Source organism: Bacillus sp. R86525, from assembly GCF_042466195.1.
In the GTDB taxonomy this organism is placed as follows: Bacteria; Bacillota; Bacilli; order Bacillales; family Bacillaceae_G; genus Bacillus_A; species Bacillus_A nitratireducens.
Map to the genome: position 1 here is coordinate 2,546,203 of NZ_JAXHPX010000007.1, position 23,607 is coordinate 2,569,809.

General features: G+C 37.4%; 25 protein-coding genes and 3 pseudogenes. 22 read left to right on the top strand and 6 right to left on the bottom strand.

The genetic code is table 11. The features are described from left to right. The first annotated feature begins 16 nt into the window (after positions 1-16). The 15 genes and pseudogenes from SJY24_RS15580 to SJY24_RS15650 all read left to right on the top strand — a co-directional run bounded on the left by SJY24_RS15580 (position 17) and on the right by SJY24_RS15650 (position 15,508). On the top strand, positions 17-517 hold the full coding sequence (locus SJY24_RS15580; RefSeq protein ID WP_377865327.1) for a GNAT family N-acetyltransferase: 501 nt from the start codon (positions 17-19) through the stop codon (positions 515-517). 87 nt (positions 518-604) lie between these two features. Beyond that, positions 605-1,543 carry a DMT family transporter gene (locus SJY24_RS15585; RefSeq protein ID WP_071746297.1) on the top strand — a complete coding sequence of 313 codons (939 nt, stop codon included), beginning with the start codon at positions 605-607 and terminating at the stop codon, positions 1,541-1,543. Positions 1,544-1,604: 61 nt separating this feature from the next. Beyond that, positions 1,605-2,006 carry a GNAT family N-acetyltransferase gene (locus SJY24_RS15590; RefSeq protein WP_377865328.1) on the top strand — a complete coding sequence of 134 codons (402 nt, stop codon included), beginning with the start codon at positions 1,605-1,607 and terminating at the stop codon, positions 2,004-2,006. Positions 2,007-2,254: 248 nt separating this feature from the next. Further along, entirely contained in the window at positions 2,255-3,055 is an 801-nt protein-coding gene (locus tag SJY24_RS15595) for an AAC(3) family N-acetyltransferase (RefSeq protein ID WP_377867261.1), read from the top strand. 12 nt (positions 3,056-3,067) lie between these two features. Beyond that, positions 3,068-3,757 (top strand): phosphopantothenoylcysteine decarboxylase domain-containing protein, encoded by a 690-nt coding sequence (locus SJY24_RS15600; protein ID WP_377865329.1) that lies wholly within the window; start codon positions 3,068-3,070, stop codon positions 3,755-3,757. 179 nt (positions 3,758-3,936) lie between these two features. After that, a complete protein-coding gene (locus tag SJY24_RS15605; RefSeq protein ID WP_377865330.1) occupies positions 3,937-4,410 on the top strand; it encodes a tetratricopeptide repeat protein in 474 nt (157 codons plus the stop codon). A gap of 12 nt (positions 4,411-4,422) precedes the next feature. Continuing rightward, on the top strand, positions 4,423-5,478 hold the full coding sequence (locus tag SJY24_RS15610) for a hypothetical protein (protein ID WP_377865331.1): 1,056 nt from the start codon (positions 4,423-4,425) through the stop codon (positions 5,476-5,478). Continuing rightward, a pseudogene (locus tag SJY24_RS15615) lies at positions 5,471-5,964 on the top strand (NUDIX hydrolase). Before SJY24_RS15610 ends, SJY24_RS15615 begins: the two are co-directional and overlap by 8 nt. A gap of 856 nt (positions 5,965-6,820) precedes the next feature. Continuing rightward, positions 6,821-7,603 carry a glucose-1-phosphate cytidylyltransferase gene (gene rfbF, locus SJY24_RS15620; RefSeq protein ID WP_377865332.1) on the top strand — a complete coding sequence of 261 codons (783 nt, stop codon included), beginning with the start codon at positions 6,821-6,823 and terminating at the stop codon, positions 7,601-7,603. Between the two features lie 307 nt (positions 7,604-7,910). Next, complete coding sequence (locus SJY24_RS15625) at positions 7,911-9,149, top strand: UDP-glucose dehydrogenase family protein (RefSeq protein ID WP_098216688.1); 1,239 nt, start codon at positions 7,911-7,913, stop codon at positions 9,147-9,149. A gap of 57 nt (positions 9,150-9,206) precedes the next feature. After that, positions 9,207-10,307 carry an NAD-dependent epimerase/dehydratase family protein gene (locus SJY24_RS15630; RefSeq protein ID WP_377865333.1) on the top strand — a complete coding sequence of 367 codons (1,101 nt, stop codon included), beginning with the start codon at positions 9,207-9,209 and terminating at the stop codon, positions 10,305-10,307. 2 nt (positions 10,308-10,309) lie between these two features. Beyond that, positions 10,310-11,653, top strand: a complete 1,344-nt coding sequence (locus SJY24_RS15635; RefSeq protein ID WP_377865334.1) for a glycosyltransferase family 2 protein — start codon at positions 10,310-10,312, stop codon at positions 11,651-11,653. Positions 11,654-11,670: 17 nt separating this feature from the next. After that, complete coding sequence (locus tag SJY24_RS15640) at positions 11,671-12,543, top strand: glycosyltransferase family 2 protein (protein ID WP_098417262.1); 873 nt, start codon at positions 11,671-11,673, stop codon at positions 12,541-12,543. Positions 12,544-12,764: 221 nt separating this feature from the next. Continuing rightward, positions 12,765-14,300 (top strand): glycosyltransferase family 2 protein, encoded by a 1,536-nt coding sequence (locus SJY24_RS15645; protein WP_377865335.1) that lies wholly within the window; start codon positions 12,765-12,767, stop codon positions 14,298-14,300. Positions 14,301-14,620: 320 nt separating this feature from the next. Next, a complete protein-coding gene (locus SJY24_RS15650) occupies positions 14,621-15,508 on the top strand; it encodes a collagen-like protein (protein ID WP_377865337.1) in 888 nt (295 codons plus the stop codon). 152 nt (positions 15,509-15,660) lie between these two features. On the opposite strand, the pseudogene SJY24_RS32075 reads toward SJY24_RS15650, so the two are convergent. Next, positions 15,661-16,016 (bottom strand): annotated as a pseudogene (locus SJY24_RS32075) (DDE-type integrase/transposase/recombinase); the annotation flags it as partial. Between the two features lie 18 nt (positions 16,017-16,034). Between SJY24_RS32075 and SJY24_RS15655 the strand changes: the two are divergent. The 6 genes and pseudogenes from SJY24_RS15655 to SJY24_RS15680 all read left to right on the top strand — a co-directional run. Beyond that, positions 16,035-16,197, top strand: a pseudogene (locus tag SJY24_RS15655) (ribonuclease FAU-1 family protein); the annotation flags it as partial. Positions 16,198-16,378: 181 nt separating this feature from the next. Further along, entirely contained in the window at positions 16,379-17,134 is a 756-nt protein-coding gene (locus tag SJY24_RS15660) for an ABC transporter ATP-binding protein (RefSeq protein WP_377865338.1), read from the top strand. Positions 17,135-17,152: 18 nt separating this feature from the next. Beyond that, on the top strand, positions 17,153-18,139 hold the full coding sequence (locus SJY24_RS15665) for an aliphatic sulfonate ABC transporter substrate-binding protein (protein WP_377865339.1): 987 nt from the start codon (positions 17,153-17,155) through the stop codon (positions 18,137-18,139). Positions 18,140-18,155: 16 nt separating this feature from the next. After that, a complete protein-coding gene (locus tag SJY24_RS15670) occupies positions 18,156-19,004 on the top strand; it encodes an ABC transporter permease (RefSeq protein ID WP_377865340.1) in 849 nt (282 codons plus the stop codon). A 76-nt stretch (positions 19,005-19,080) separates the two neighbouring features. Then, positions 19,081-20,193, top strand: a complete 1,113-nt coding sequence (gene ssuD / locus SJY24_RS15675; protein ID WP_377865341.1) for an FMNH2-dependent alkanesulfonate monooxygenase — start codon at positions 19,081-19,083, stop codon at positions 20,191-20,193. A 137-nt stretch (positions 20,194-20,330) separates the two neighbouring features. Beyond that, a complete protein-coding gene (locus SJY24_RS15680) occupies positions 20,331-20,423 on the top strand; it encodes a putative holin-like toxin (RefSeq protein ID WP_001289319.1) in 93 nt (30 codons plus the stop codon). Between the two features lie 228 nt (positions 20,424-20,651). Here SJY24_RS15680 and SJY24_RS15685 read toward each other — a convergent pair whose 3' ends face one another. Then, the gene (locus tag SJY24_RS15685; protein WP_377865342.1) at positions 20,652-21,473 is read right to left on the bottom strand and encodes an HNH endonuclease; all 822 of its coding nucleotides are present in this window, start codon (positions 21,471-21,473) and stop codon (positions 20,652-20,654) included. A 149-nt stretch (positions 21,474-21,622) separates the two neighbouring features. Between SJY24_RS15685 and SJY24_RS15690 the strand changes: the two genes are divergently transcribed. Next, entirely contained in the window at positions 21,623-22,708 is a 1,086-nt protein-coding gene (locus SJY24_RS15690) for an AI-2E family transporter (RefSeq protein WP_000837890.1), read from the top strand. Positions 22,709-22,936: 228 nt separating this feature from the next. Here the strand turns inward: SJY24_RS15690 and SJY24_RS15695 are convergent, their stop codons facing one another. Genes SJY24_RS15695 through SJY24_RS15710 form a run of 4 tightly spaced genes read right to left on the bottom strand, consistent with a single transcriptional unit; the run spans position 22,937 to position 23,585 of the window. Continuing rightward, positions 22,937-23,077 (bottom strand): YrzI family small protein, encoded by a 141-nt coding sequence (locus SJY24_RS15695; RefSeq protein ID WP_377865343.1) that lies wholly within the window; start codon positions 23,075-23,077, stop codon positions 22,937-22,939. 27 nt (positions 23,078-23,104) lie between these two features. After that, positions 23,105-23,245, bottom strand: a complete 141-nt coding sequence (locus tag SJY24_RS15700) for a YrzI family small protein (RefSeq protein ID WP_377865344.1) — start codon at positions 23,243-23,245, stop codon at positions 23,105-23,107. Positions 23,246-23,271: 26 nt separating this feature from the next. Then, a complete protein-coding gene (locus SJY24_RS15705) occupies positions 23,272-23,415 on the bottom strand; it encodes a YrzI family small protein (RefSeq protein WP_377865345.1) in 144 nt (47 codons plus the stop codon). A gap of 26 nt (positions 23,416-23,441) precedes the next feature. Further along, on the bottom strand, positions 23,442-23,585 hold the full coding sequence (locus SJY24_RS15710) for a YrzI family small protein (RefSeq protein ID WP_377865346.1): 144 nt from the start codon (positions 23,583-23,585) through the stop codon (positions 23,442-23,444). Between the last annotated feature and the right edge of the window lie 22 nt (positions 23,586-23,607).

Consider the following 23,607-nt stretch of genomic DNA (forward strand, 5'->3'; position numbering starts at 1 on the left):
TAAAGGGGATAGGTAAATGATTCGATTACTTACGAAAGAAGATGCGGAAAAATATTGGGACTTACGTTTACAAGCTTTACAAGTAAATCCAGAGGCATTTGTAACAACTTATGAAGAGGCGATTCGCCAGGAAAATCCTATTAAGCGAGTGGAAAGTAATTTAACAGCTACTACTAGTTGTACATTTGGTGCATTTAATGAAGAAAATTATTTAGTTGGAGTTGTCACTTTACTAACAGAAGAGAGAGAGGCGTATAAACATAAAGGTCATATCGTTGCGATGTATGTAGATGCACAAAATAGACGGAATGGATTGGCGCGTGAGTTAATTGCAAATGCAATTCAAAGAGCGAGGGAAATAAAACTTGAGCAGTTGAACTTAGGTGTTGTATCTACAAACGAACCAGCAAAAAAATTATATGAATCAATGGGTTTTAAAACTTATGGAATTGAAAAGAGAGCTACAAAGATGAATGGTGTATATAGTGATTTCGAATATATGGTGTTGTTTCTTTAAAGAATACATATATAATAAAGATTTTGAATTTTAATTATATTCATTTTGCTGTATAGTATAACAAGAAACTAAACAAGGGGTTTTATAATGAAAGCTATTGCAGTAGGGATATTGGCATCGTTTTTCTTTGCCTTTACCTTTGTGTTAAACCGGTCGATGGACTTAGAAGGCGGGAGTTGGATTTGGAGTGCATCACTACGGTATTACTTTATGGTTCCAATGCTACTACTTATTGTCATGTATAGAGGGAACTTAAAACAACTCTTTCAATATATGAAAAACAATCCGAAAGAATGGTTGTTATGGAGTATTGTTGGATTTGGTCTCTTTTATGCACCGCTTAGTTTCGCGGGTGCGTTTGGACCGGGGTGGCTTGTAGCTTCAACTTGGCAAATTACAATAGTTGCAGGGATTTTGTTAACACCATTTTTTGCGGTAGACCCATTACATAAAAAACTTCCAATGAAGGAATTAGTAATGTCAGGTATTATTTTATTCGGTGTTGTTCTTATGCAAGTAGAACACGCTTCTTCTTTAGGGATTCGTGAAACCATTTTATGTGTAGTTCCTGTACTCATTGCAGCATTTGCATATCCACTTGGAAATAGAAAAATGATGCAAGTATGTAAGGGCGAATTAGATGTTTTCCAACGAGTTCTCGGTATGACATTAGCAAGTTTACCATTTTGGTTTTTACTTTCTGGTTATGAAGTATCTACAAGCGGTTTACCGTCAAGTAGTCAAGTTTTTCAATGTTTTATTGTAGCGATTAGTTCAGGTTTAATTGCAACAGTATTATTCTTCTTTGCGACAGATCTTGTAAAAGATGATCCGCAAAAATTAGCAACAGTCGAGGCGACACAGTCTGGTGAAGTTTTATTTGCATTAGTAGGAGAGCTGATCTGGTTATCGGCTCCAATTCCGTCTTCTTTATCGTGGGTTGGAATGAGTCTTGTAATTGTCGGAATGATACTTCATAGTTATGTAGCTGTAGTTGTGAAAAAAGAAGAGAAAATAACGGCATAAAAAGATTAGCTCTTTTTCAATAAAGAGCTAATCTTTTTTCATGAGAAAGGATGGAGATAGGATGTTACAACGTGTTGAGCATTTAGAAATAGATCCCATTAAAAAAGTATTAAAGCATGCGACCGGTCCGAGTGAAGCAAGCTTATTTAAAGCAGTTTCAATGTATAAAAATGATCGGGCAGTGCTATATAAATATGGGAATAAGGGTTGCATAGGTATAGCGCTAATTCATACAAATAGAGCGAGAATGTGTCACATAGCCGTTGATGAAAAATATCGTAATCAAGGAATTGCACTTCAAATGATTAAAGAAATAATTAGGGAATATGAGTTAACATATATTGAGGCTGAGACAGATACAGAGGCAGTCGGATTTTACAAGAAATGTAACTTTAAGATTGAAAGCTTGGGAGAGAAATATCTGGGGGTAGAGAGGTTTTATTGTTATTTAGAGAATGAATAAAATAAATAGCTCATCATTTGTGATGGGCTATTTCAAATTAGTATAAATTAAGATTGCTAGATTGAAAGTTTTTCATTGCGTTCACCTTTCTATATTTATTTCAAATTAATAAACCATAATTTAACTGTTTCCGATATGATAAGAACAATAGGAGTATAGTAATCGAAATGATTAAGTTAAAAATTAAGAAAAATATGATAATATATGTATGTATTAGTTTAAAGCAAAATGGGGGAACGATCGTGAAAATGAATGAAATAGTGGCGAGTACAAAACTTCCAAATACAATCGAAACAATAACAAATGATTTAAACGCATTAGGGATAAAAAAAGGAATGACAGTTATTGTTCATTCTTCATTAAGTGCGATCGGTTGGATATCTGGTGGGGCAGTTGCCGTAGTAGAAGCGTTAATGAAAGTTGTTACAGAAGAAGGAACGATAATTATGCCAACGCAATCTTCGGATTTATCCGATCCAAAACATTGGTCAAGACCACCTGTACCAGAAGAATGGTGGCAAATTATCCGGGAGAATGTCCCCGCATTTGACCCACGTATAACACCAACAAGGGCAATGGGAAAAGTAGTTGAGTGTTTTCGTACATATCCGAATGTATTGCGCAGTAATCATCCGCTCAGTAGTTTTGCAGCATGGGGGAAACATGCAGAGGAAATTATAGCGAATCATTCACTTTCCATAAGTTTTGGGGAAGAATCGCCCTTACGAAAAATATATGATTTAGATGGATACATATTATTACTTGGTGTCGGATATGACTCCAATACGTCCGTACATTTATCTGAGGTACGTACAGGTGCACGCGAGTTAATAAAGGTAGGAGCGCCTATAATAGAAGAAGGTGTAAGAGTATGGAAAGAGTTCGTTGAAATGGATTACGATTCTGACACGTTTGTAGAAATTGGAGTTGAATACGAACGGAAAGGAACAGTTACGCGTGGGAAGATAGGGAATGCGACTTGCCGTTTTATGAGGCAACGTGATGCAGTTGACTTTGGAACAGAGTGGTTTCGTGCGAAAAATCAGTAAGGGATGGTTATGATGAAGGGGAAAAAAGTATTAATTACGAGCGGCGGTTGTCTAGAAAAATGGGATCAAGTACGTGGACATACAAATTTAGCAAAAGGTACAATTGGAAGAATTATTGCAGAAGAGCTAATGACAAAAGGAGCAAATGTAATATATTTGCATGGCTATTTCGCTGAGAAACCAATGGATGTAAATAACCAATTAGAATTGCATCCATTTGAGGGGATTATTGATTTACAAGATAAGATGAAAAGTATTATTACACATGAAAAAGTTGATGCGGTTATTATGGCTGCTGCTGGCTCAGATTGGGTTGTCGAAAAAATTTGCGATCAAGATGGAAATATTCTTAATATGAACGGAAAGATTTCCAGTGACATCGCTCCAATTATTCATTTTCAAAAAGCACCAAAAGTATTAAAACAAATAAAGAGTTGGGATCCAGAAACGACACTCGTTGGCTTTAAACTGGAAAGTGACGTAAATGAAGCAGAACTTATTGAAAGAGCAAGCAAAAGGATGGAAGATGCGAAAGCGAGTGTAATGGTAGCAAATTCACCACATTCATTATATTCTCGCGGCGCTGTGCACCATGTTATTGGACAAGACGGTAATGTGAAGTTATGTAATGGGAAAGATGAAACTGCAAAAGAAATTGTCATTATGTTAGAGCATTTATGTAATCGTATCACTTCTAAGTAAATTTAAGCTTTTAGAAAGAGATCCAGTCGCATAGTATGTAATGGAGTTAATATTAAATTAGTGAGGGAACTTCTCCCTTACTGATTATTAAATCGAATCAATGGAATAGGCCATTAGCTGCTCGTAAATGTGTAATACATGTTATATGCATAATGAACATTTTGTGAGGAGTGGATTTTATGGAACATTTATTGAAGCAAGCTATTAAACTTAGAAATGAAAAGAAATATGCACAGTCTAAAGAGATACTTATAGGATTAACAAACTTTACGAGGGATGCAGAAGTACTATATCAATGCGCTTGGATACATGATGTAATGGGTCTTGAAACGGAGGCGGTTCCGTATTATGAACAGGCAATTGCGAACGGGCTTGATGGTGAATCCCTTTGCGGTGCATATATCGGTCTTGGCAGTACGTATCGTTGTATAGGGGAGTATGATAAAGCGATTACTGTATTAGAAGCAGGGATAAAGAAGTTCCCGGAAAATGACGTGATGAAAGTGTTTTTATCACTAGCGAAATATAACGTAAACGATCATGAATCCGCGATGAAATTATTGCTTGAAACGGTCGTAAAAGTAGACGAAGTAAAAGAATTTGAACGTGCCATTTCATTTTATAAAGACCATTTAAATGAGGTTTTTGAATAGAGGAGTGAACGTATGAATGTCACCATACCCCGGAAGAGAATGGGTGTTTGGTTTGGGCTTGTATCTTTAATTATGTTGTCAAACTATTTATTGTATGCCCTTCCAATTGTACCAGCTGCTCCGAAAGAAGTCGTGCTTGGTTCGTTACTAGATTTTATGTTTGTAATTCCAGTCATCACATATTTCTTTATTATATGGAAAAGGTATTCGTTAACGTATATGTTTCCTGTAGTTATAGCGGGATACGTGTTCGCAAGATTTATAATTCCTGGTGATTATTTACAAGCTTTTTCATTTGTTTCGTATGTAATAGTTGCTGGAGAAATTTTGTTCGTATGTTTTGAACTGTTTCTGATATATAAAATTATTAGGGTTCTACCTAAAATAATAAAACGATATAAAGAATATAGAAGTGAGTATTCTTCATTTTCTTATGCGATTGATCAAGCATTTGATGATACTATGAAAAGAAGTAAGTCAGTAAATATCATTCTTACAGAGTGTAAATTATTCTATTATGCTTTTTTATCGTGGCATGTAAAAGTATCAGAAAGTGAGTTCACATACTCATATCATAAAAAGACCGGTGCAATAGGTGTTTATATCATGATTATTCATGCAACTTTAGTTGAAAGTATCGGTTTTCATTATTTACTTCATCAATGGAATCCAGTAATAGCTTGGATTTTACTTATCTTAAACATATATGCGATGTTTTATTTTTTAGCTGAAATACAAGCGATGCGCAAAAATCCAATTATCGTTTCGGAAGAAAAAGTAATTATTCAAATTGGATTAGGAAAGAAAATCGTCATACCATTTACACAAATTGATAACATTGCGTTTTATAAAGGCGAACCTTTAAAGAAAGAAGAAGAGAAAAAGGTTCTTGACGCAACTGTTATGGAATTTATAAAGGAACCTCCAACTTTTGAAATAACGTTAAAAGAGCCAATTAAAGCGCAGTTGATATATGGATTTTCTAAAACAGTAAGTCGTGTTCACTTAAATGTAGATGATGAACGGAATTTTTATGATGTAGTTAAGGCAAAGTTAAAACATGAGTAAAGCTCCTAAATATCATCGTGCGTTTGGTGTATACGGCATTTGTATCGAAAATAATAGCATATTAGTAATCGATAAAATTAAAGGCCATACAAAAACCGATATGATTTACCTGGTGGTAGTTTAGAAGATGGAGAATCATTATTATCCGGACTTCATAGAGAAATTGAAGAAGAGACTGGGCTGAAAGTGAAAGTAGTAAAACAAATAGGTACAATTGACTTTCAATTTCCATCAAAATTCAAGGGGTACACACATGTACATCATATCGCAGTACTTTACGGCGTTGAAAAATGCGAAAGTGAATTCATAGCACCTGAACAATTTGAAGGACAAGATTCATTAGGAGCGAGATGGATCCCTATAGAAAGCGTTACAGAAGACAATTCATCTCCACTTGTGTGTAGTGCTGTGGAGTGGTTAAAAACGAATGAGCTTCCGTTAGAAGTTAAAAAATATGAATCACGGTTAGTGAAAAGCTCCTTCTAGATAAGAAGGAGCTTTTTTATGAATGGAAATTATATTGTCGTTTTGACAAACTTAACAAAATAAGCAACATCATAATTTTTAATTACTATAATAAATGAATGCAATTAAAAGCAGAACTGAATCATACAAGGGGAAACAGAGAACATGAATAGATTACGAACATTAGGAATTTAGATTATAGAAAAGGAAATCTGATATGCTTCTACAACAGTTGCTCACACTTGTGCATTACTAGAAAAGCAAGCGCGAAATATAGTTTTATTTCATAAAGTACAGTATCCTTTTACAATGACTGTGAACGATGTAAAACTAACAATCTTTAGAGGAAGTTATACAGTTGCGTGTTATAGGGAAGATCGTCCGTATAATTTCTAGAATGCATAAAATATATAAAATTTCATAGAAATAATTTAAGAATAATTGAATTTATCAGCAGAATCTAATTTTATGTGTTCCACGCTGACCTTTGACCACATTCATACTTTTGTAATGTTTGTCGTTGGCCTCACCAAGCCCCTATTCACGGTCATTACATCTGTCAACGCTATTTTTATTAACATGCTCAGAGTGGGATATAAAAAAACTCTCTTTAAACTAAAGTATAAGGGAGCAGACATTGACGGAATCATCATACATTTAACGAGAAGCTAAAACTATGATTAGCTTTCGTTCCTTAGACCCACTAACTATGATTCTTACACTGTTTTAAATTGAGAAGATAGCTTGCATGCATGCATGCACCTTCCTGGGTTTTGTAGTTTATCTTCTCCCAAAAGTAAATTATACAACTATTTAGGTGGCCCGGTAGTTTTCTTTCATTTCTATTTGTGCTGGCAAGGCTGGAATGGAGGTTTATATGAAAGTAGTAATTCTCGCGGGAGGTTTTGGCACTCGCATAAGTGAAGAATCGCATTTACGACCTAAGCCGATGATAGAGATCGGCGATGCACCGATTTTATGGCATATTATGAAGATTTACTCTCATTATGGCTTCAATGAATTCATAATTTGTTGCGGTTACAAGGGACATATGATTAAAGAATACTTTGCCAACTATTACATACACCGCAGCGATATGACATTTGACTTTACAGCCGAGAACAAGATGATTGTACATGCAAACGTTGCGGAGCCGTGGAAAGTTACCGTTGTTGATACGGGGTTACACACACAGACTGGTGGACGTATTAAGCGCATCGCGCCCTATATCGGCAATGAGCGATTTATGATGACTTACGGCGACGGGGTCAGTGACATTAATTTAACAAAACTCGTGCAGACGCACGAAAATTCAGGAAAGATTGTCACATTATCCGCGATTCAACCAAGTGGACGGTTTGGCATTCTTAACATCAACGACCGTGACGGGACAATAACTGGGTTTCATGAAAAGGCGCAAGAAGACGGTGTTTGGATAAACGCAGGGTTCATGGTGATGGAACCCGAAGTCTTTGATTATATAGATGGAGATTCAACGATTTTTGAGCGTAGCCCACTTGAGCGTTTGAGCGCGGATGGCAAGCTTGGTGTATATAAGCATAACAAATTCTGGTCCTGCATGGATACGGCTCGGGATAAAGGGATACTTGAAGCGGATTGGGCGAGTGACAATGCAAAGTGGAAAGTGTGGGTGGATTAAAGCATCAATCTTTTCGGTGATAGTGCGGAGATAGTATAAAGTACCGTATATGTAATTATGAACTGGTGGATGTCCGCCCCAAAAAAAATGTCACACTGGTGCCAAAGGGACTGCGGAATCGTCACTTATTTACAGCGTAACTAGTATAGAGGAATATAGCGTTTCGATATTTCACTTGACTATTATTTTGAAGACAAGGAATACCGAGAATTGCTGAAAACAATGCAATGATTATATATTTGTGTGCTGTGAACATGAGAATAGCTATTATGACACCATATTGTATGTGGGATAGGAGGAGGAGAAAATGCGTATTGCCGTATTTGGACTTGGATTTGTCGGACTGACCACTGCGCTCGGTTTTGCAGACAAAGGTTTTTCTGTGTACGGATATGACATTGACAAAGAGCACTGTGCAGAGATATCCCGCGGAAAAGTCCCGTTTTTCGAGCCGAGATTGGATTCCGCGCTCGCGCGGAATCTTGGAAAAACATTCAACTTAGTGAACAGTGCAATAGATGCAGCGTATAAGAGCGACATCTGTTTTTTCTGCGTTGGAACGCCGAGTCTACCTGACGGTAGTGCGGATTTGGAACATTTGCTCTTTGCAATTGACAGAGTTCTTGAAACAGTTTCCCAAGCCTGTGTGCTTGTCGTAAAATCCACGATTCCACCGGGAACGCTTAGCGAACGAGTTACGCCGTATGTCCGTGCGAAGGGGGCAAACAATCCAGTTGTGGTAAACCCGGAGTTTTTGCGTGAGGGTAGGTGTTGGGATGATTTTATGAACGCTGACAGAATTGTCTGTGGTGTGACTGACGATATGGCAAAGAGTGTGCTCACAGAGCTCTATATGCCGTTTGGCGCACCACTTCATTTTGTAGAGCCTAACACGGCAGAGTTTATTAAATATTTATCAAACTCCTTACTTGCAACGCTAATCAGTTACTCGAATGAGATGGCTCTACTCGCAGATGCAGTTGGCGGTATCGAAACGGCAAGGGCGTTTCGCATTCTGTATGAGGACAGCCGGTTTGCTGGCGCAGAAATCAGTACCTACATATATCCAGGCTGTGGTTACGGTGGGTATTGCCTTCCAAAAGACACAGCTGCCCTTGACGCTGTAGCATTAAGCCGGGGATTCACGCCGCGAATACTGGAAGGTGTAATTTCTCTTAATAATGAAATGCCGCACTTGACTGCTCGGAAAATTGCCCGTACGGCAGGCAAGAAAACTGAGAAAATCGGTATACTCGGTCTGTCGTTTAAACCAGGAACTGATGACGTTCGTGATAGCCCAGCGGTGAAGATCATCAGGGCGTTGATACGCGACGGTTATGTTAATATCTATACCTATGATCCACTTGCCATGCGGGAATTTCAAAACACGTACAGACTTGCCATTACTTATTGCAAGTCGGCGCACGAGGTGTGCCAAGCTTGCGGCACGGTCGCGCTTGTAACTGCTTGGGAAGAATTTAAAGGAATTGATAAGACCTTTTCGGATACATGCTTCGTCGATTGCAGATATTTCTTAGAAAATTGAGTGTTAATTGGACTGGAGTGGCAAAACATTTGGTATAGATAAGGAATGGTGAACAATATGCCGGATAACAGAATTCTACTAGATGATTTACGGCGTATCATGGATGGATTAACAGAGTACGAGCGCAGCGCTTTGAAAGGAAGGAAAATATTAATAACAGGCTTTGCTGGCTCTCTTGGGTTTATGCTGGTACAGTTTTTTGCCCAATATGGGCAAAGCCTTGGTGTGAAACGCATATACGTGCTTGATAATTATATTTTCAGAAAGCCCAGTTGGATTCATGCAATAGAAAGCTCCCCCCTGTTTACGGTGCACGAGGGCGACGTCACTCGAGAGGATTTTTCGTTTGCCGGCGACGCGGACCTTATTTTTCATATGGCGTCGCTGGCATCTCCCGTATACTACAGATTGCATCCAATTGAAACGATGGATGCCGATGTTGTCGGGCTTCGGCGCCTGCTTGACTTTTATAGTGGCAGAGGCATTTTCAATTTATTGTTTTACTCCACTAGCGAGATTTATGGCGATCCTGAACCTAAAATGGTGCCAACGCCAGAAAGCTATTGGGGCAACGTTAACAGCTCCGGCCCGCGCTCCTGCTATGATGAATCAAAGCGGTACGCCGAAACGCTCTGTTATAATTTTCATTATCAGAAAGGCTTCCCAGTGACGGTGTTACGCCCGTTCAATAGCTTCGGCCCCGGACTGCGTACAAATGATAAACGCGCCCCAGCGGATTTTGCGATGAATATTTTGCAAAATAAACCGATTGTCTTGTACAGCGACGGTAAAGCGACTCGTACCTTCTGTTATGCTTCGGATACCACACTCGCGTCACTGAAATGTGCGTTGTACGCGCGATACGATATCTTCAATATCGGTAACGACACGGAAGAAATGACAATTCTGGAATTAGCGGAGATATATCGTTCCCTTGGGAATTGTATCTTTGGATATAACGGGAGAATCATATTTAGTGAGCATACAGACAAACATTACAATCCGGACAGCCCACAGCGCCGCTGTCCGGATTTGAGCAAAATAAAAACAGTACTGGATTACACGCCATCAGTGGATACCCGTACGGGGGTAGAACGGTATTTGAGGTATTTAGAGATGAACGGAAATAATGAAAAAGGTATCATAAAAGAGGTGTAAATATGCGGATATCTGGGCAGAGGCCGCTTGTAAGCTTTATCGTAAGTGTATACAATTTAGAGCGTTATATTGGCGCGTGTTTGGACAGCATCATTATTCAGCCCTTTGATGATTATGAAATCGTTTTGGTCAATAACAACTCTACTGACAGGAGCGATGCTATTTGCAGAGAGTACGCAGTACATAATAAACAGATACGATATTACGCGCTAACTGGTGAGCCGCTTTTTGGCAAGGCGGTTATATACGGAACAAAGAAAGCACGGGGGCAATACATACATTATGTAGATGGCGACGATATGTTGGCCCCGGACGCATATGAGGAAATCGTAAAAATTTTACGAAACAGTGCTCCAGATGTGCTTTTCGGACGATTCAGTCCGGTTTTAGAGGATAATGTCATCAATTTTACTGATACAATTTATCAAACTAATCGTATTAACGGTCAAAGTAAAGATCAAGTTCTTAAATACTTAACTGAAGCTCAGCCGTTTAATGTAGCAACGTGGCGGCTGATTTTTTCACGAAAATTACGGGAGCATTATAATGTGCCCATAAAACGTTTAAAGACGCCATCAAATATTTATCATGATGTCTATATATCTGTCCGTACTTTGCTATCGGCACAATCGGTACACTACGTTGACACATTGGTTTACTTGTACCGTGTGCATTCGTCATCAATTACAAGGATAACTCCATCCAAGGCTATTTCGGAGTGCTTCAAGCTTTTGCTCTCCTTGTCGTTGTTGATGCGCCGTGTGGCAAAAACGGAACAAGAGCGCGGTTTTGTCCACGTCTATATGGAGCAATTTCGCTACCAACTCATTGCTGCGTTATGCACCATGAGTAATGAACAAATAAGCGAAAGCGCTGCTGAGATAGATAATTACTTGAACCGAAAAGATTTGAAAGATACAATCACACCCCCAGAAAGGAACGGTTGTTCTGAAATTAGTACTCTGTTATCAGAGGAGGCTACGGTGGGCCTTGCCCGTTTGCAGGTACAATACCGTAGCATAATCGAGCAAATAGCCAGGAAAGTTTTAGCTAAGGGGGGCAATATATATATTGCTCCAACCGGCCATATTGGTTTATATTTAAAAACTGCTTTTGAGGCAAGTGGCCTTTCTTTTTCTGGTTTTTTTGATAACGATTTACAAAAAAATGGAATGTTAGCTGATGGAGTTCCTGTTCGCCTCCCTACCGCTGTAACGAAGATAGTTGACGATAAGCCAATAACAATCTTGATTGTATCTGGATACCAAAATGTGAGGGAAGAACTTCGGAGACAGTTTATAGAGCTTGGTATTGACGAAAGCGATTTGCTTTTCGTTGAATTTTAACATCTGGAGAGGTGTCTATGCCATTTATTAGCGTTATATTGCTTACATACAACCGTGAGCAGTATCTGCCAGTTATGCTGGAATCCTTGCAGAATCAGACATTCAGTGATTATGAGCTGATTCTAGTCAACAATGGTTCAACCGATGGTACAGCGGAACTCTGTACTGGTTACGCGGAAGTGGATGCGCGGGTGAAACTATTAACAATTTCGAAAAACATCGGTGCATCGTATGGACGTAACAGCGGTCTTGCTGCCGCTACGGGCGAATATGTTGTATTTGTGGATGACGACGACCGATGCGAGCCATCGATGCTCTCGTTTCTCGCCGACCTTGTACGTGAAGAAAATGCCGATATTGCGATGTGCGGTAGCTATAATGATTTTGGGGATAGGCTAGAGCCATACTTTGTTTGCAATGGGAGGTTCGTTTTTGACCGATTGCAGGGATTACGAGAGCTATTAAAACGTCAGCTTTACAACGCCGCGCCGCCGACCAAGATCTTTAGGCGCAGTTTGTGGATGGGACTTTCATTTCCGGATAATGTACTGGTGGATGACATTCACGTTATCTACAAAGTATTTGAGCGGGCGGGGCGAATAGCTGTATGGAATATCGCGATGTATTATTTCAGGAAGCACTCGTCCAACATGACGGCGTTTATACACAACAAGCAGATGACTCCAGAGTTACTCGATGAGTATTTGGTGATGTATCAAACGAGGGCTGAATACCTATCAAAACGCGCACCGGAAATTGCTGAAGATATTGAAAAATCTTTGTTCGCTTTTATGCAAAGTATGTGTGAGAACATCACATCAAACCGCTTTAAGGGCTTTGAAAGGCAACTAGAATATATGACGAATTACCTAGCTCATAAGAGGCAGTAATATAATGAGGTCGCCAGAAGATATGCGAATCATCCGAATTAATATAGCCAGCGCCTGCACGCTGGCCGCTTTAAATTGCACACGCTTTTTCGGGAACTACAAGAAGTCCTTCTTTATGGACAAAGAAACATTCTGTATAAATGCACATAATCTATAATAGCTGGGAAAAACCCCCATGAATTCATGAAAAATATTTTTATATGATTAGGGGATGATGTTGCTTGAAAAAATGTATTTTCTACACATATGCATATAATGCGGAAAAAACGATGGCGCGTGCGATTGAAAGTGTTATTGCCCAAACTGAGCAGAATTGGGTGTGGTATTTATTGGATAATGCTGCGACAGATGGAACAGGAGAAATCATAAAACAATATGCTTCCAAAGATTCGCGTATTATTGCGCTTAGAAACAAGCAGAATCATGTTCATGAAAGAGGGCACAGCTGGACAGAAATTATTGAGAATTACGATGAAAGTGATTATTTCTGTTTTCTCGATGCGGACGATGAATATAAACCGAACTTCTTGAAGAGCATGGTGCAATTTATATCGAATTACGATCTCGACGTTGCCGCTTGTGGACATGATTTTATCGATGAAACAAGCAAGGATCTAATTGCTATTCGCAGATTGGGTCAAAACCTCATATTAGATACACCAGAAATGTTTAACACATATTTTTCGGATTATCATCAGTTTATGAGGACAGTATGGTGCAAACTTTACAAAGTATCGATTTTACGAAAATTTGATTTTTCACGTATGCCAGATATGCACTACGGTGCAGATACACTGTTTGCAATTGAAAACTTTCGTAATGCCAGACGTGTAGGTATCCTAGCAGACTCGTTACATAAATACTATATGAATCTACAATCTTCTTCGTATCAGTTGGATGCTACTCGTATTACTTGCGACCGTATACTTGACGATACAGCACGTGCATTTCTGATTGATAAGTGCGGATTCATCAGCCCACAGAACAACCAGTTTATTCATGCTGTCTACTATAACGGAATAAACGACACGATAACCGTTATACTTCAAGAAACCTTGACGAGCTATGCAAAACTACAAAGTCTGTATGATGTATTAACCCACAAAAAAACGAAAGAATTATTCCAACAAATCGATATTTCTGATGAAGAGCTGGATTTAAAGCTGCGTAAGCCAGTTATAAACTGGCTTCTTGCACAAAAAAAATATCGAGCCTACAAAAGCGCTGAAATGACTGTTGAAATACTTGTGACCATATATCCACACTTATCTCAATTTATTAAAAAAGAAACGCTGAAGTATTTACTATTGAAAATTCCTGATATGATCCCATATGTTCTACGAAAAGATTACAATAGCATTATTGAGCGTTTTCAGTCTTGGTATAAAACTTGTAATGTAGACGATCCTTCGTTAACTGAAATGGAAATTATTGCTTATCAAGCCGTAAATAAGCCGGATGACCAGCTACTTTTGCTTCTTTTAGATATCAAAAAGAAGCGACCTTTGTCGTTAAAAAAATTGAATATTAACTCGCAAATTGCTAATCTACTCACAAAGTATCCGTTGCTCCAAAATATCAATGCCGACTTAGTAGCTATTTTTCCGCATACGGTTCGTTGGATAATGAAGGGAGATCTTACCCGTGCGTTTGATGAGTATATTTCTACTTCACAGAGCACTGAAATACATGACGCTGACGCCGAAGCTTATATTTTGTTTGGTCAAAACTTGTCAGCTGCTGTAGAAAATGTCTGAGGCATTTGTATTTCAAAAAACATAGATATCCTATTTTCCAAAGGAATAGCAGTGAATCAAAATACAAATGAGTAGGGGTACCGAAATAGTACCTCTTTTGTTGTTTCAAAGGTTTCTTTAATATGATGTTATGTCAATCTTAGATGTATTCGATAAAATAAAAGGAGTTTCATTCTTTGAATGAGGATCTAATACATATAAGGGGATAAATGAATTAATTATGGTGTTTTTTGGTTTTTCGCTTATTGTACATGCATTCTTTTACCCTTAATTATTATTATGTAGAGAGATGTAAAAACATGTAATACGAGGTGAGTATTTTGAAGCGATTTGACAAACACAAATGTCATTTCCCATGTGCTTTTCCGCCTCTTGTTGTAGGTCCAACCGGTCCAACCGGTCCATGTTGCACAGGCCCAACCGGCCCAGCTGGACCAACGGGGCCAACAGGAGATCCTGGACCAACGGGACCGACAGGACCAACAGGCCCAACGGGATCAACTGGGCCGACAGGACCAACGGGATCGATGGGGCCAACGGGATCGACGGGACCAACGGGATCAACCGGACCGACAGGACCAACGGGATCAACGGGGCCAACGGGATCGACGGGACCAACGGGATCAACCGGACCAACGGGATCGACGGGACCAACGGGATCAACAGGACCAACGGGACCAACAGGATCGACGGGACCAACGGGATCAACCGGACCGACAGGACCAACGGGACCAACAGGATCGACGGGACCAACTGGAGTAGTTGCAGCTATTTTACAACCATTCGCAAATAGTAGTATTAATACGCAAACAATTGCTAGTGGGGGTCTTGTAGTACTTCCTACGGCCCCTGGACCAAATATACAGGTTGATGGAATAACTTATAATAACGTAGATACCTTTACAATAGTTACACCTGGTCTTTATTATCTTAGTGCTCAATTGAACTTTAATGTAGGCACAGCACCAAATTCTAATTTTGCAATAGCAATTAATGGTGTTCCTATTGCGCCAGCTTCAAATGCAAATGGTGCAGGTATGATTACAATATCACAAGTAGCTAATTATGCTGCTGGCACTACAATAAGTATTTTTAATAATTCACCAACTTCAGTAACTATAGAAAATGGTGTAAATACAACTGGAGCAGTACAAACTTTTAGTGCGGGTAGTTTCGTCCTGTTTCGATTTGCTGACGGGCCAATATAACGAATTAACCGAAAGAATTCTCCTTCCTCAAGGGAGTGCAAGGCGAGAGGTGGGAGATGAATTTCGATTTGATGTAGCAAAAAATCAAAGTAAACTCATTATATTTTATTTTCCTTGGAATACATGAATATCATAAGGGCATTCTCAGGGCACTATGGTTTAGTAACTTTGAATTTCTTGCACACCTTGTAGTATGTCGAAAAGCCGAAATCTAATCTCAGATTTCGGCTTTTCTTATATAAGGTATGAATAGTTCCGATACTTTTCAAGGTACGGGAAGTGTGGTGCGTATTTTGAAATCATGCGGTTTGGAAAAACGTCGGTTTACATACCTATGGTCCTGTTTTATAAAAACATTCGAATGTTTGAATGTATAGTGAATTGTACGCTTATAACAGCCTTGTTCTTTTCATTTGTTAAACACGAAAAGTAATATTGGGGCTCTGTCGGTTGTGAGAAAAGATGGTGCTCCAAACGTTTTTACGAGTCTTTTCATAAAAGCATAAACAGTGTGATATTCTCACTGGATACGGAAGGGAAGTATTTAGATTCCTATTTTAATATCGTAAAAAATACACAAATAACTGACCATCTGGTGTCTTCATACATTAACAGATATGATTCAAGAGTTGCTTTCCAAAATTATTATAGAGACTGTCACTATCTTTAAAGGAATGTATAAGAAATAAATAATCTTCATTAAAACCTAGTTGACTCATCGGAAATATTTGTATAATATGTAGTTAATTCCATAACATATTGCTGATTGGAAAAACCAAAGGCATTTCATCGATTGATGAAATGCCTTTGGTTTTTTTATTAGTTACATAATGGCTTAATTAATTGATCCAAATTAAGGAGGGTAAATGTGTGACAGTTTCGATTAAAGGGGTATCCAAGAAATTTGTGAAAGAAGCAGGAGGCGTTAAAGTATTAGAAAATATTAATTTTCAATTAGAGAAGGGAGATTTCGTTACTGTAATTGGTCCGAGTGGGTGTGGAAAAAGCACTCTACTAAAAATTGTTGCAGGATTAGACAATGACTTTGAAGGTGAAGTTGTTATAGATGGAGAGCAAGTATTAAAGCCAAGTAAGAAACAAGGATTTATATTTCAAGAGCATAGACTCTTTCCATGGTTAACAGTTGAAGAAAATGTCGCTGCAGATTTGTTGTTAAAGGATAAGTATGTGAAAGATAAGGTGAGAGAATGGATTGAAATCGTTCGGTTAGATGGCTTTGAAAAATCTTATCCGAAAGAAATATCAGGTGGAATGTCACAACGTGTTGCGATTGCGAGGGCTTTATTAAGAAATCCAAATGTATTATTACTTGATGAACCATTCGGAGCACTCGATGCATTTACGAGAAGTCATTTACAAGAAGTATTACTAAACATTTGGGAGCAGAAGAAAACGACAATGATATTCGTTACACACGACATAGACGAAGCAATTTATCTTTCAAACCGAATCGTTATTATGAGTGCAAAGCCGGGGGAAATACATAAAGTGATTGAAAATAATTTACCTTATCCACGAAATAAAACCTCTCAATCGTTCCAACACCTTCGAACGAAAGTGTTACATCAGTTTGAACAAGGTGGATTGATTCAAACGAGTATATAGGAAAAATGGTGATAATACATGTATAAAAAAATAAAAATGCTTTCTTTTACTTTAGCTATATCTTTATTTTTATTTGGATGTGAGAAAAGTACAGCAAGTAGTAAGAAGGAAGATGTAACTATACAAATTGGTATACAACAAGGATTAAGCCCACTATTACTGGCACAGAAAAAGGGGTGGTTTGAAGAGGAGTTTAAAAAAGAAGGAGTTAAAGTAAAATGGACAGAGTTCCAAAGCGGTCCTCCTTATTTTGAGGCAATCGCATCAAATCGATTAGATTTTGGTGAAGTTGGAAACTCCCCAGTTATTTCAGCACAAGCAGCAGGTATTGGTTTCACCGAAATTGCTAATACAAGTTATGCGAGAAAAGGAACTGGAATTCTCGTTCAAAAAGATAGCAAGATTACGAGTGTAAAAGAATTGAAAGGTAAAAAAATTGCAGTAGCAAAAGGAAGTAGCGCGTTTAATTTATTATATCGGGCATTAGATAAAAAAGGTATCGATAAGAAAGATGTAAATGTCATTCAATTGCAACCAGATGAAGCACAGCCTGCATTTGAATCAGGATCAGTAGATGCATGGGCAATTTGGGACCCCTTCATTTCGTTACATACGTTAAATAAAGGAGCGAAAGTTATCGCGGATGGTGAAACATTAAATGTTTCTTCACCTGAATTTTTAATTGCGCGAACAAAATTTGCAAAAGATCATCCAGAATTAGTTGAGAAATTCCTCAAAGTCTATGAAAAAGCAAGAGTTTGGCAAGAGTCAAATTTAGATGAAGCAATTAAAATTTACACTTCTGCAAAGAAGATAGATGCAGAAATTGTAAAAGAAGTGTTTAATCACGACAAACCAATTTTAGTTCCAGTAACGAAAGAAATAATAGCGGAACAACAAAAGACAGCGGATTTTCAATATAAGCTCGGTTCTATAAAGAAAGAAATTAAGACAGATAAAGTTGTAGATAATTCTTTCGTAGAAAAAGCATTAAAGGCGAAGTGAAAAGAGGTTTTGTAAATTGGAGGATACGAAAGCTGTTATTAAACCAACGAGCATAACGATTGAGAAAAACAAGGTAAAGAAAGTGCGGAAGACGAATTTGAAAGCAGTAATAAGGGCAATTACTATACCTATTATCATACTAATTATTTGGCAGTTAGCTGGCGTACTCGGTCTTGTTTTTAAAACAGTTTTACCAACGCCATTAGATATATTTCTAGCTTTTCAAGAACTTTTAAAAACAGGGGAATTATTTAGCCATTTAAGTATTAGTGTATTCAGGGCTGCGGCCGGTTTCTTTATCGGTGGGAGCCTAGGAATTATTTTAGGAACAATTGTTGGATTTTCAACGAGAAGTGAGCAATATTTAGATCCGTCTGTACAAATGTTAAGAACTGTACCTCATTTAGCTGTTGCGCCTCTATTCGTATTATGGTTCGGTTTTGGCGAAACATCAAAAGTGTTATTAATTGCGGACGGTGCATTTTTCCCTTTATACGTAAATGCGTTTTTAGGGATACGAGGTGTAGATTCAAAGTTATATGATGTTGCGAGAGTGTTAGAGTTTAGTAAAAGAAAATTAATTGCGAAATTAATTTTACCTGCAGCATTGCCGAACCTTTTACTTGGAGCAAGATTATCTTTAGGAGTTGCATGGGTAAGTTTAGTAGTAGCAGAACTGATGGGATCTACAGAAGGTATTGGCTATATGATTATGGATGCAAGGCAATTTTCCAATACAGACATCGTATTTGTCGGCATAATTATCTTTGCATTCGTTGGAAAGTTTTCTGATTCAATTGTACGTTTACTAGAAGTGAAGTTTTTAAGATGGCGAGATAATTTTAAAGGTGAGACGGGGAATTAACATATAAATTATTAGCGGTAATTAATATAGAGTTATTTGCTAGACATTTCAAAATAAAGAAGGGGTGTGTAAAGGTATGGAAATATTATGGTTTATTCCGGCTTATGGAGATGGTCGATATTTAGGAACGACAAAACGAGGAAGAGCAGCTGAATACGGTTACTATAAACAAGTTGCGCAAGCAGCTGATTATTTAGGATATACAGGTGTTCTACTTCCAACTGGTCAAGGGTGTGAAGACCCTTGGGTATTAGCTTCAGCTCTTGCTGCTGAAACAGAGAAGTTAAAATTTTTAGTCGCAGTTAGACCAGGACTTATGTCACCGACAGTTGCAGCAAGAATGACATCGACATTTGATAGAATTTCAGACGGGAGACTACTTATAAATGTCGTAGCTGGAGGAGACCCGGTCGAACTGCAAGGAGATGGACTGTATCTTGAACATGATGAAAGATATGAAGCAGCCGATGAATTTTTAAAAGTATGGAAAGCAACATTACAAGGTGAAAGCATATCTTTAGACGGAAAACATATTAAAGTTACAGATAGTAAAGTTGTATTTCCTCCAGTTCAAACACCGTATCCACCAATTTATTTTGGCGGATCGTCTGCTGCGGGTAAAGAAGTGGCTGCTGAACATAGTGATGTATATTTAACTTGGGGTGAACCACCAAAGCAAGTGAAAGAGAAAATAGACGAAGTAAGAAAACTTGCAGAAGAGAAGGGGCGTACGGTACGATTCGGCATCAGGTTACATATAATTGTAAGAGAAACAGGAGAAGAAGCATGGGAAGAGGCTGAAAAGTTAATTCAATATGTAGATAACGAAACAATTGAGCTTGCCCAAAAGACATTTGCAAGATATGATTCAGTTGGTCAAAAACGGATGACACATTTAAATAAAGGAACACGGGATTCGTTAGAGATAAGTCCTAACTTATGGTCTGGCATCGGACTTGTAAGAGGTGGTGCAGGTACTGCACTTGTAGGAGATCCACATACAGTAGCGAAAAGGATAAAAGAATATGAAGCGTTAGGAATTGAGACGTTTGTTTTATCGGGATATCCGCATTTAGAAGAAGCGTATGAAGTAGCAGAATTATTATTTCCATTATTGAAAGACGAAAAGGAACAAGACAATAAAATTGTTGGTGAAATGATAGCTGATGCATATGCCTTAAAAAAATAATGTAAAAAACCCGCAAGTATTTCACTTGCGGGTTTTCATCGTAAACTATTAGAAAATATGGTAAAATTAAATAGTAACTTAAGGTGCGGTTGGTTGTTCAATTATCACTTCTCCAAGTAGGAGGGGGGTGATAATTCGTGAGTGAAATTGCGTTGCTGCTGCAAGGTGGACTGTTTCTCGTTGCATTGTTAACGTTTATTGTCGTATTAATTGACAAGCTCAAAAAATAACAACCCACCTATGCCTATAGAAAGTGGGTTGTTGTGTTTGTACGAAACAAATAGGATAAATGAACAATCCAATCTGCTAAGTTACGTGGACTAGTGTGTAGCCGCACACTAGTCTTTTTTATTTATATACAGTTTTTAATTGTTTTATGTGATTGTATTGTTCTTTTCATACTCATTATAACACAGTGTCTTTTCATGAAGAAAGGAGACCGTATGTTCTGGTGGCGATTAAATAGAACGTGTAGTTTCTTTAAATAGCCCATCCATATACTGTTTTAAACTTTCCACCAAAAATCCTTTTTTGTCTACATTATTTACACCGACAATTGGTGATGGAAGATTATATCTCTTTTCTGATAAATGAACAACAACATCAAAAATATCAAATAGGCGAATGAAGCAGAAAAGACCGTCTTTATCACTAAGTAAAATAAAGTAATGGTTTTCGCTCGTTGTATTTAATGTATTCCATAAAGAACTTTTGCTTAAGTCACGAACGATACTCTTTTCCTTTAATTCCATGAAATCGGCATTTAATAGAATGTTAGAAATATCAATCGCATCTGAATCGTCAAAGTAGCCATCAATTGTTTGGACAGCAAAAGTATAGGCCATTTTTAATACACTCATTTTATATTTACGGTTATCTAAAAGCAATTCACGTTGAATAGAACTAGCTACTTTTGTTACACGCTCTTCTTTCCAAATCTCATTATGTAATGAAATATCGTGCTTTTTACATAGTTTCATAATTAATGCATTAGAATAAAGTATTTCATCACTTACTTCAACAACATCCGTTTCAGCGGCCGCCAGCTCCTCACCATGTTCATTCGTATAGAGAGGGGAGTCGATTTGTTTTTTCATTTGCTCAATCTTATATTGACTTAGCTTATGCCTAATTAAAGGACGGTCAACATTTGTTGTCATATGTTCATGACAGGAATCACAAATGGAGTTTGTGAAATAATATCCACATAATATCTCTGGTATGACATATTGTTCACTAAGTTCTTTCGTATCTTTTCTGCAAATGATGCATTGTGTCATATTTATCACCTTTACCTACAAATTTGTATGTAATCTCATTGTAGTGTATTTAATGGTATTTTGGAATATTGTAAAGGAAAATATTATGTAAAATTCATGTTTATTTTGGTACAATGAAAAGAAGTGCTAGTTTAAAGGAGGATGTTTTTTTGAAATCGAAAGTGCACTTTTGGACATTAGAAGTGCTGATGGTTGTAGGAATTATATTTATTTGCACAAAAATATCGTTTCTATTTCAACCGATTGGTATCTTCATATCAACATTATTTTTCCCAATTTTAATCGCGTTATTTTTATACTTCATTTTTAATCCATTGTTAGTCTTTTTGGAGAATAAAAAAGTACCGAGAGGTTTAGCGATTTTACTATTGTATCTTTTTATCATCACATTAACTGGAGTTGCTATTGGAGTAGTCGTTCCAACCATCTCACAGCAGCTAATGGATTTAGTGAAAAACATGCCGACTTATATAAAAGAGGGAAAAGTATACATACAAGATCTATCCCATCATAGATTATTTGAATGGCTATCTACACAAAACTACGTCTCCATTGAGACAATTGAGAAAAATGCAATTGAATATTTAAAGGAAATACCAAACACGCTTACGTCGAGTGCAACAGCTTTATTTGGTATTATCACGAACGTGGCATTAGTTATTTTTACAGTACCGTTCATTTTATTTTATATGTTTAAAGATGGACATGCATTTCCAGGAAAAGCCGTTAGTGTATTACCAGAGTCTTACCGTGAAGAAGGACTTCGTATCATAAAGGAAACGAACGAAACATTATCTGCATATATTCAAGGGCAAGCGCTCGTTTGTATGTTTATTGGTGCCTTTACATTTACTGGTTATTTAATCATCGGTTTACCGTATGCTTTCGTTTTAGGGATTATCGCAGCACTTACAAACATTATTCCAAATTTGGGCCCGTTTATCGGAGCAGCACCAGCTGTTATTGTCGGTCTGTTCGTTTCTCCGATGCAAGCTCTATACGTAATTATCATTGTAACGATAGTACAGCAGTTTGAAAGTAACATCATATCTCCACGTATTATGAGCTCGAAATTAAACATTCACCCGTTAACGATCATTATTCTAATTTTAGGGGTAGGTAATTTCGCTGGAATTATCGGAATGATTTTAGCAGTGCCAGTTTATGCGGTAACGAAAACAGTTGTTTCGAACTTAGTGAGATTGTTTAAGACGAAACGAAGTAATCGGAAATAGAAAAAATTAGGGAAGATACACCGCTGAAAAGTGGTGTATCTTTTCAAATTTTTAGAGTGTATGAAATGCATATTATATATTTTTTACACATCAAATTAACTGCAACGCATGTATAAAGTATTCCTGTTAAACTACGTGGAATCCCTCTGAACTATCCAAATCATTTCTTTACACCGCGTTATTAACATCATAATCGACTCCTTTCGTTTCTAATATAATTTCAAATAATTATAGGTGAGTGTAGTACTTGCTTTTACGATCACGAATTTCATCTATAATCTTTTTATACTGTTTCTCTTGTTTTACTTCATCTGCAGATATAGTTTCTTTTTGAATCGTAATGGTTAAAAAGAAAAGGTGAAACTTCATACATGAATTCCTCCTTTCGAATCGGAATTACAGGTGACTACAATAGTGACTTTGTCGTTCTTTGACGTTGTCCATAGCCCGTTTAATTTGTTGTTCATGAAGCATATCAGACTTAGAAAATTTATTTTTTTGAATGGTAATCGTTAAATAGAATACTTTGAATTTCATTGGATTATTGCCCCTCTATCATTTATTTAGTAAAGACGGTTGTAATAAGAGGACTGTCGCTCTTTTACTTCGTTCATAATATTTTTGATATGTTGTTCGTGAGAAATTTCATTTTTTGAAAGTTTACGTTTTTGAATGGTAATCGTTAAAAAGAAAGCCTTAAATTTCATTCGGAAATTACCCCTTTATTATTTAATTAGTAAAGACGATTGTAATAAGAGGACTGTCGTTCTTTTACTTCGTCCATAATATTTTTAATTTGTTGTTCACGAGAAATTTCATCTTTTGAAAGTTTACGTTTTTGAATGGTGACTGTTAAAAAGAAAGCTTTAAATTTCATTCGGAAATTACCCCTTTATAAT

Bases quoted from the DNA above. Each gene is read 5' to 3' on its own strand.
- SJY24_RS15580 (WP_377865327.1), top strand. From the start codon at position 17: ATGATTCGATTACTTACGAAAGAAGATGCGGAAAAATATTGGGACTTA.
- SJY24_RS15585 (WP_071746297.1), top strand. From the start codon at position 605: ATGAAAGCTATTGCAGTAGGGATATTGGCATCGTTTTTCTTTGCCTTT.
- SJY24_RS15590 (WP_377865328.1), top strand. From the start codon at position 1,605: ATGTTACAACGTGTTGAGCATTTAGAAATAGATCCCATTAAAAAAGTA.
- SJY24_RS15595 (WP_377867261.1), top strand. From the start codon at position 2,255: ATGAATGAAATAGTGGCGAGTACAAAACTTCCAAATACAATCGAAACA.
- SJY24_RS15600 (WP_377865329.1), top strand. From the start codon at position 3,068: ATGAAGGGGAAAAAAGTATTAATTACGAGCGGCGGTTGTCTAGAAAAA.
- SJY24_RS15605 (WP_377865330.1), top strand. From the start codon at position 3,937: ATGGAACATTTATTGAAGCAAGCTATTAAACTTAGAAATGAAAAGAAA.
- SJY24_RS15610 (WP_377865331.1), top strand. From the start codon at position 4,423: ATGAATGTCACCATACCCCGGAAGAGAATGGGTGTTTGGTTTGGGCTT.
- rfbF (WP_377865332.1), top strand. From the start codon at position 6,821: ATGAAAGTAGTAATTCTCGCGGGAGGTTTTGGCACTCGCATAAGTGAA.
- SJY24_RS15625 (WP_098216688.1), top strand. From the start codon at position 7,911: ATGCGTATTGCCGTATTTGGACTTGGATTTGTCGGACTGACCACTGCG.
- SJY24_RS15630 (WP_377865333.1), top strand. From the start codon at position 9,207: ATGCCGGATAACAGAATTCTACTAGATGATTTACGGCGTATCATGGAT.
- SJY24_RS15635 (WP_377865334.1), top strand. From the start codon at position 10,310: ATGCGGATATCTGGGCAGAGGCCGCTTGTAAGCTTTATCGTAAGTGTA.
- SJY24_RS15640 (WP_098417262.1), top strand. From the start codon at position 11,671: ATGCCATTTATTAGCGTTATATTGCTTACATACAACCGTGAGCAGTAT.
- SJY24_RS15665 (WP_377865339.1), top strand. From the start codon at position 17,153: ATGTATAAAAAAATAAAAATGCTTTCTTTTACTTTAGCTATATCTTTA.
- ssuD (WP_377865341.1), top strand. From the start codon at position 19,081: ATGGAAATATTATGGTTTATTCCGGCTTATGGAGATGGTCGATATTTA.
- SJY24_RS15685 (WP_377865342.1), bottom strand. From the start codon at position 21,473: ATGACACAATGCATCATTTGCAGAAAAGATACGAAAGAACTTAGTGAA.
- SJY24_RS15695 (WP_377865343.1), bottom strand. From the start codon at position 23,077: ATGAAGTTTCACCTTTTCTTTTTAACCATTACGATTCAAAAAGAAACT.
- SJY24_RS15700 (WP_377865344.1), bottom strand. From the start codon at position 23,245: ATGAAATTCAAAGTATTCTATTTAACGATTACCATTCAAAAAAATAAA.
- SJY24_RS15705 (WP_377865345.1), bottom strand. From the start codon at position 23,415: ATGAAATTTAAGGCTTTCTTTTTAACGATTACCATTCAAAAACGTAAA.
- SJY24_RS15710 (WP_377865346.1), bottom strand. From the start codon at position 23,585: ATGAAATTTAAAGCTTTCTTTTTAACAGTCACCATTCAAAAACGTAAA.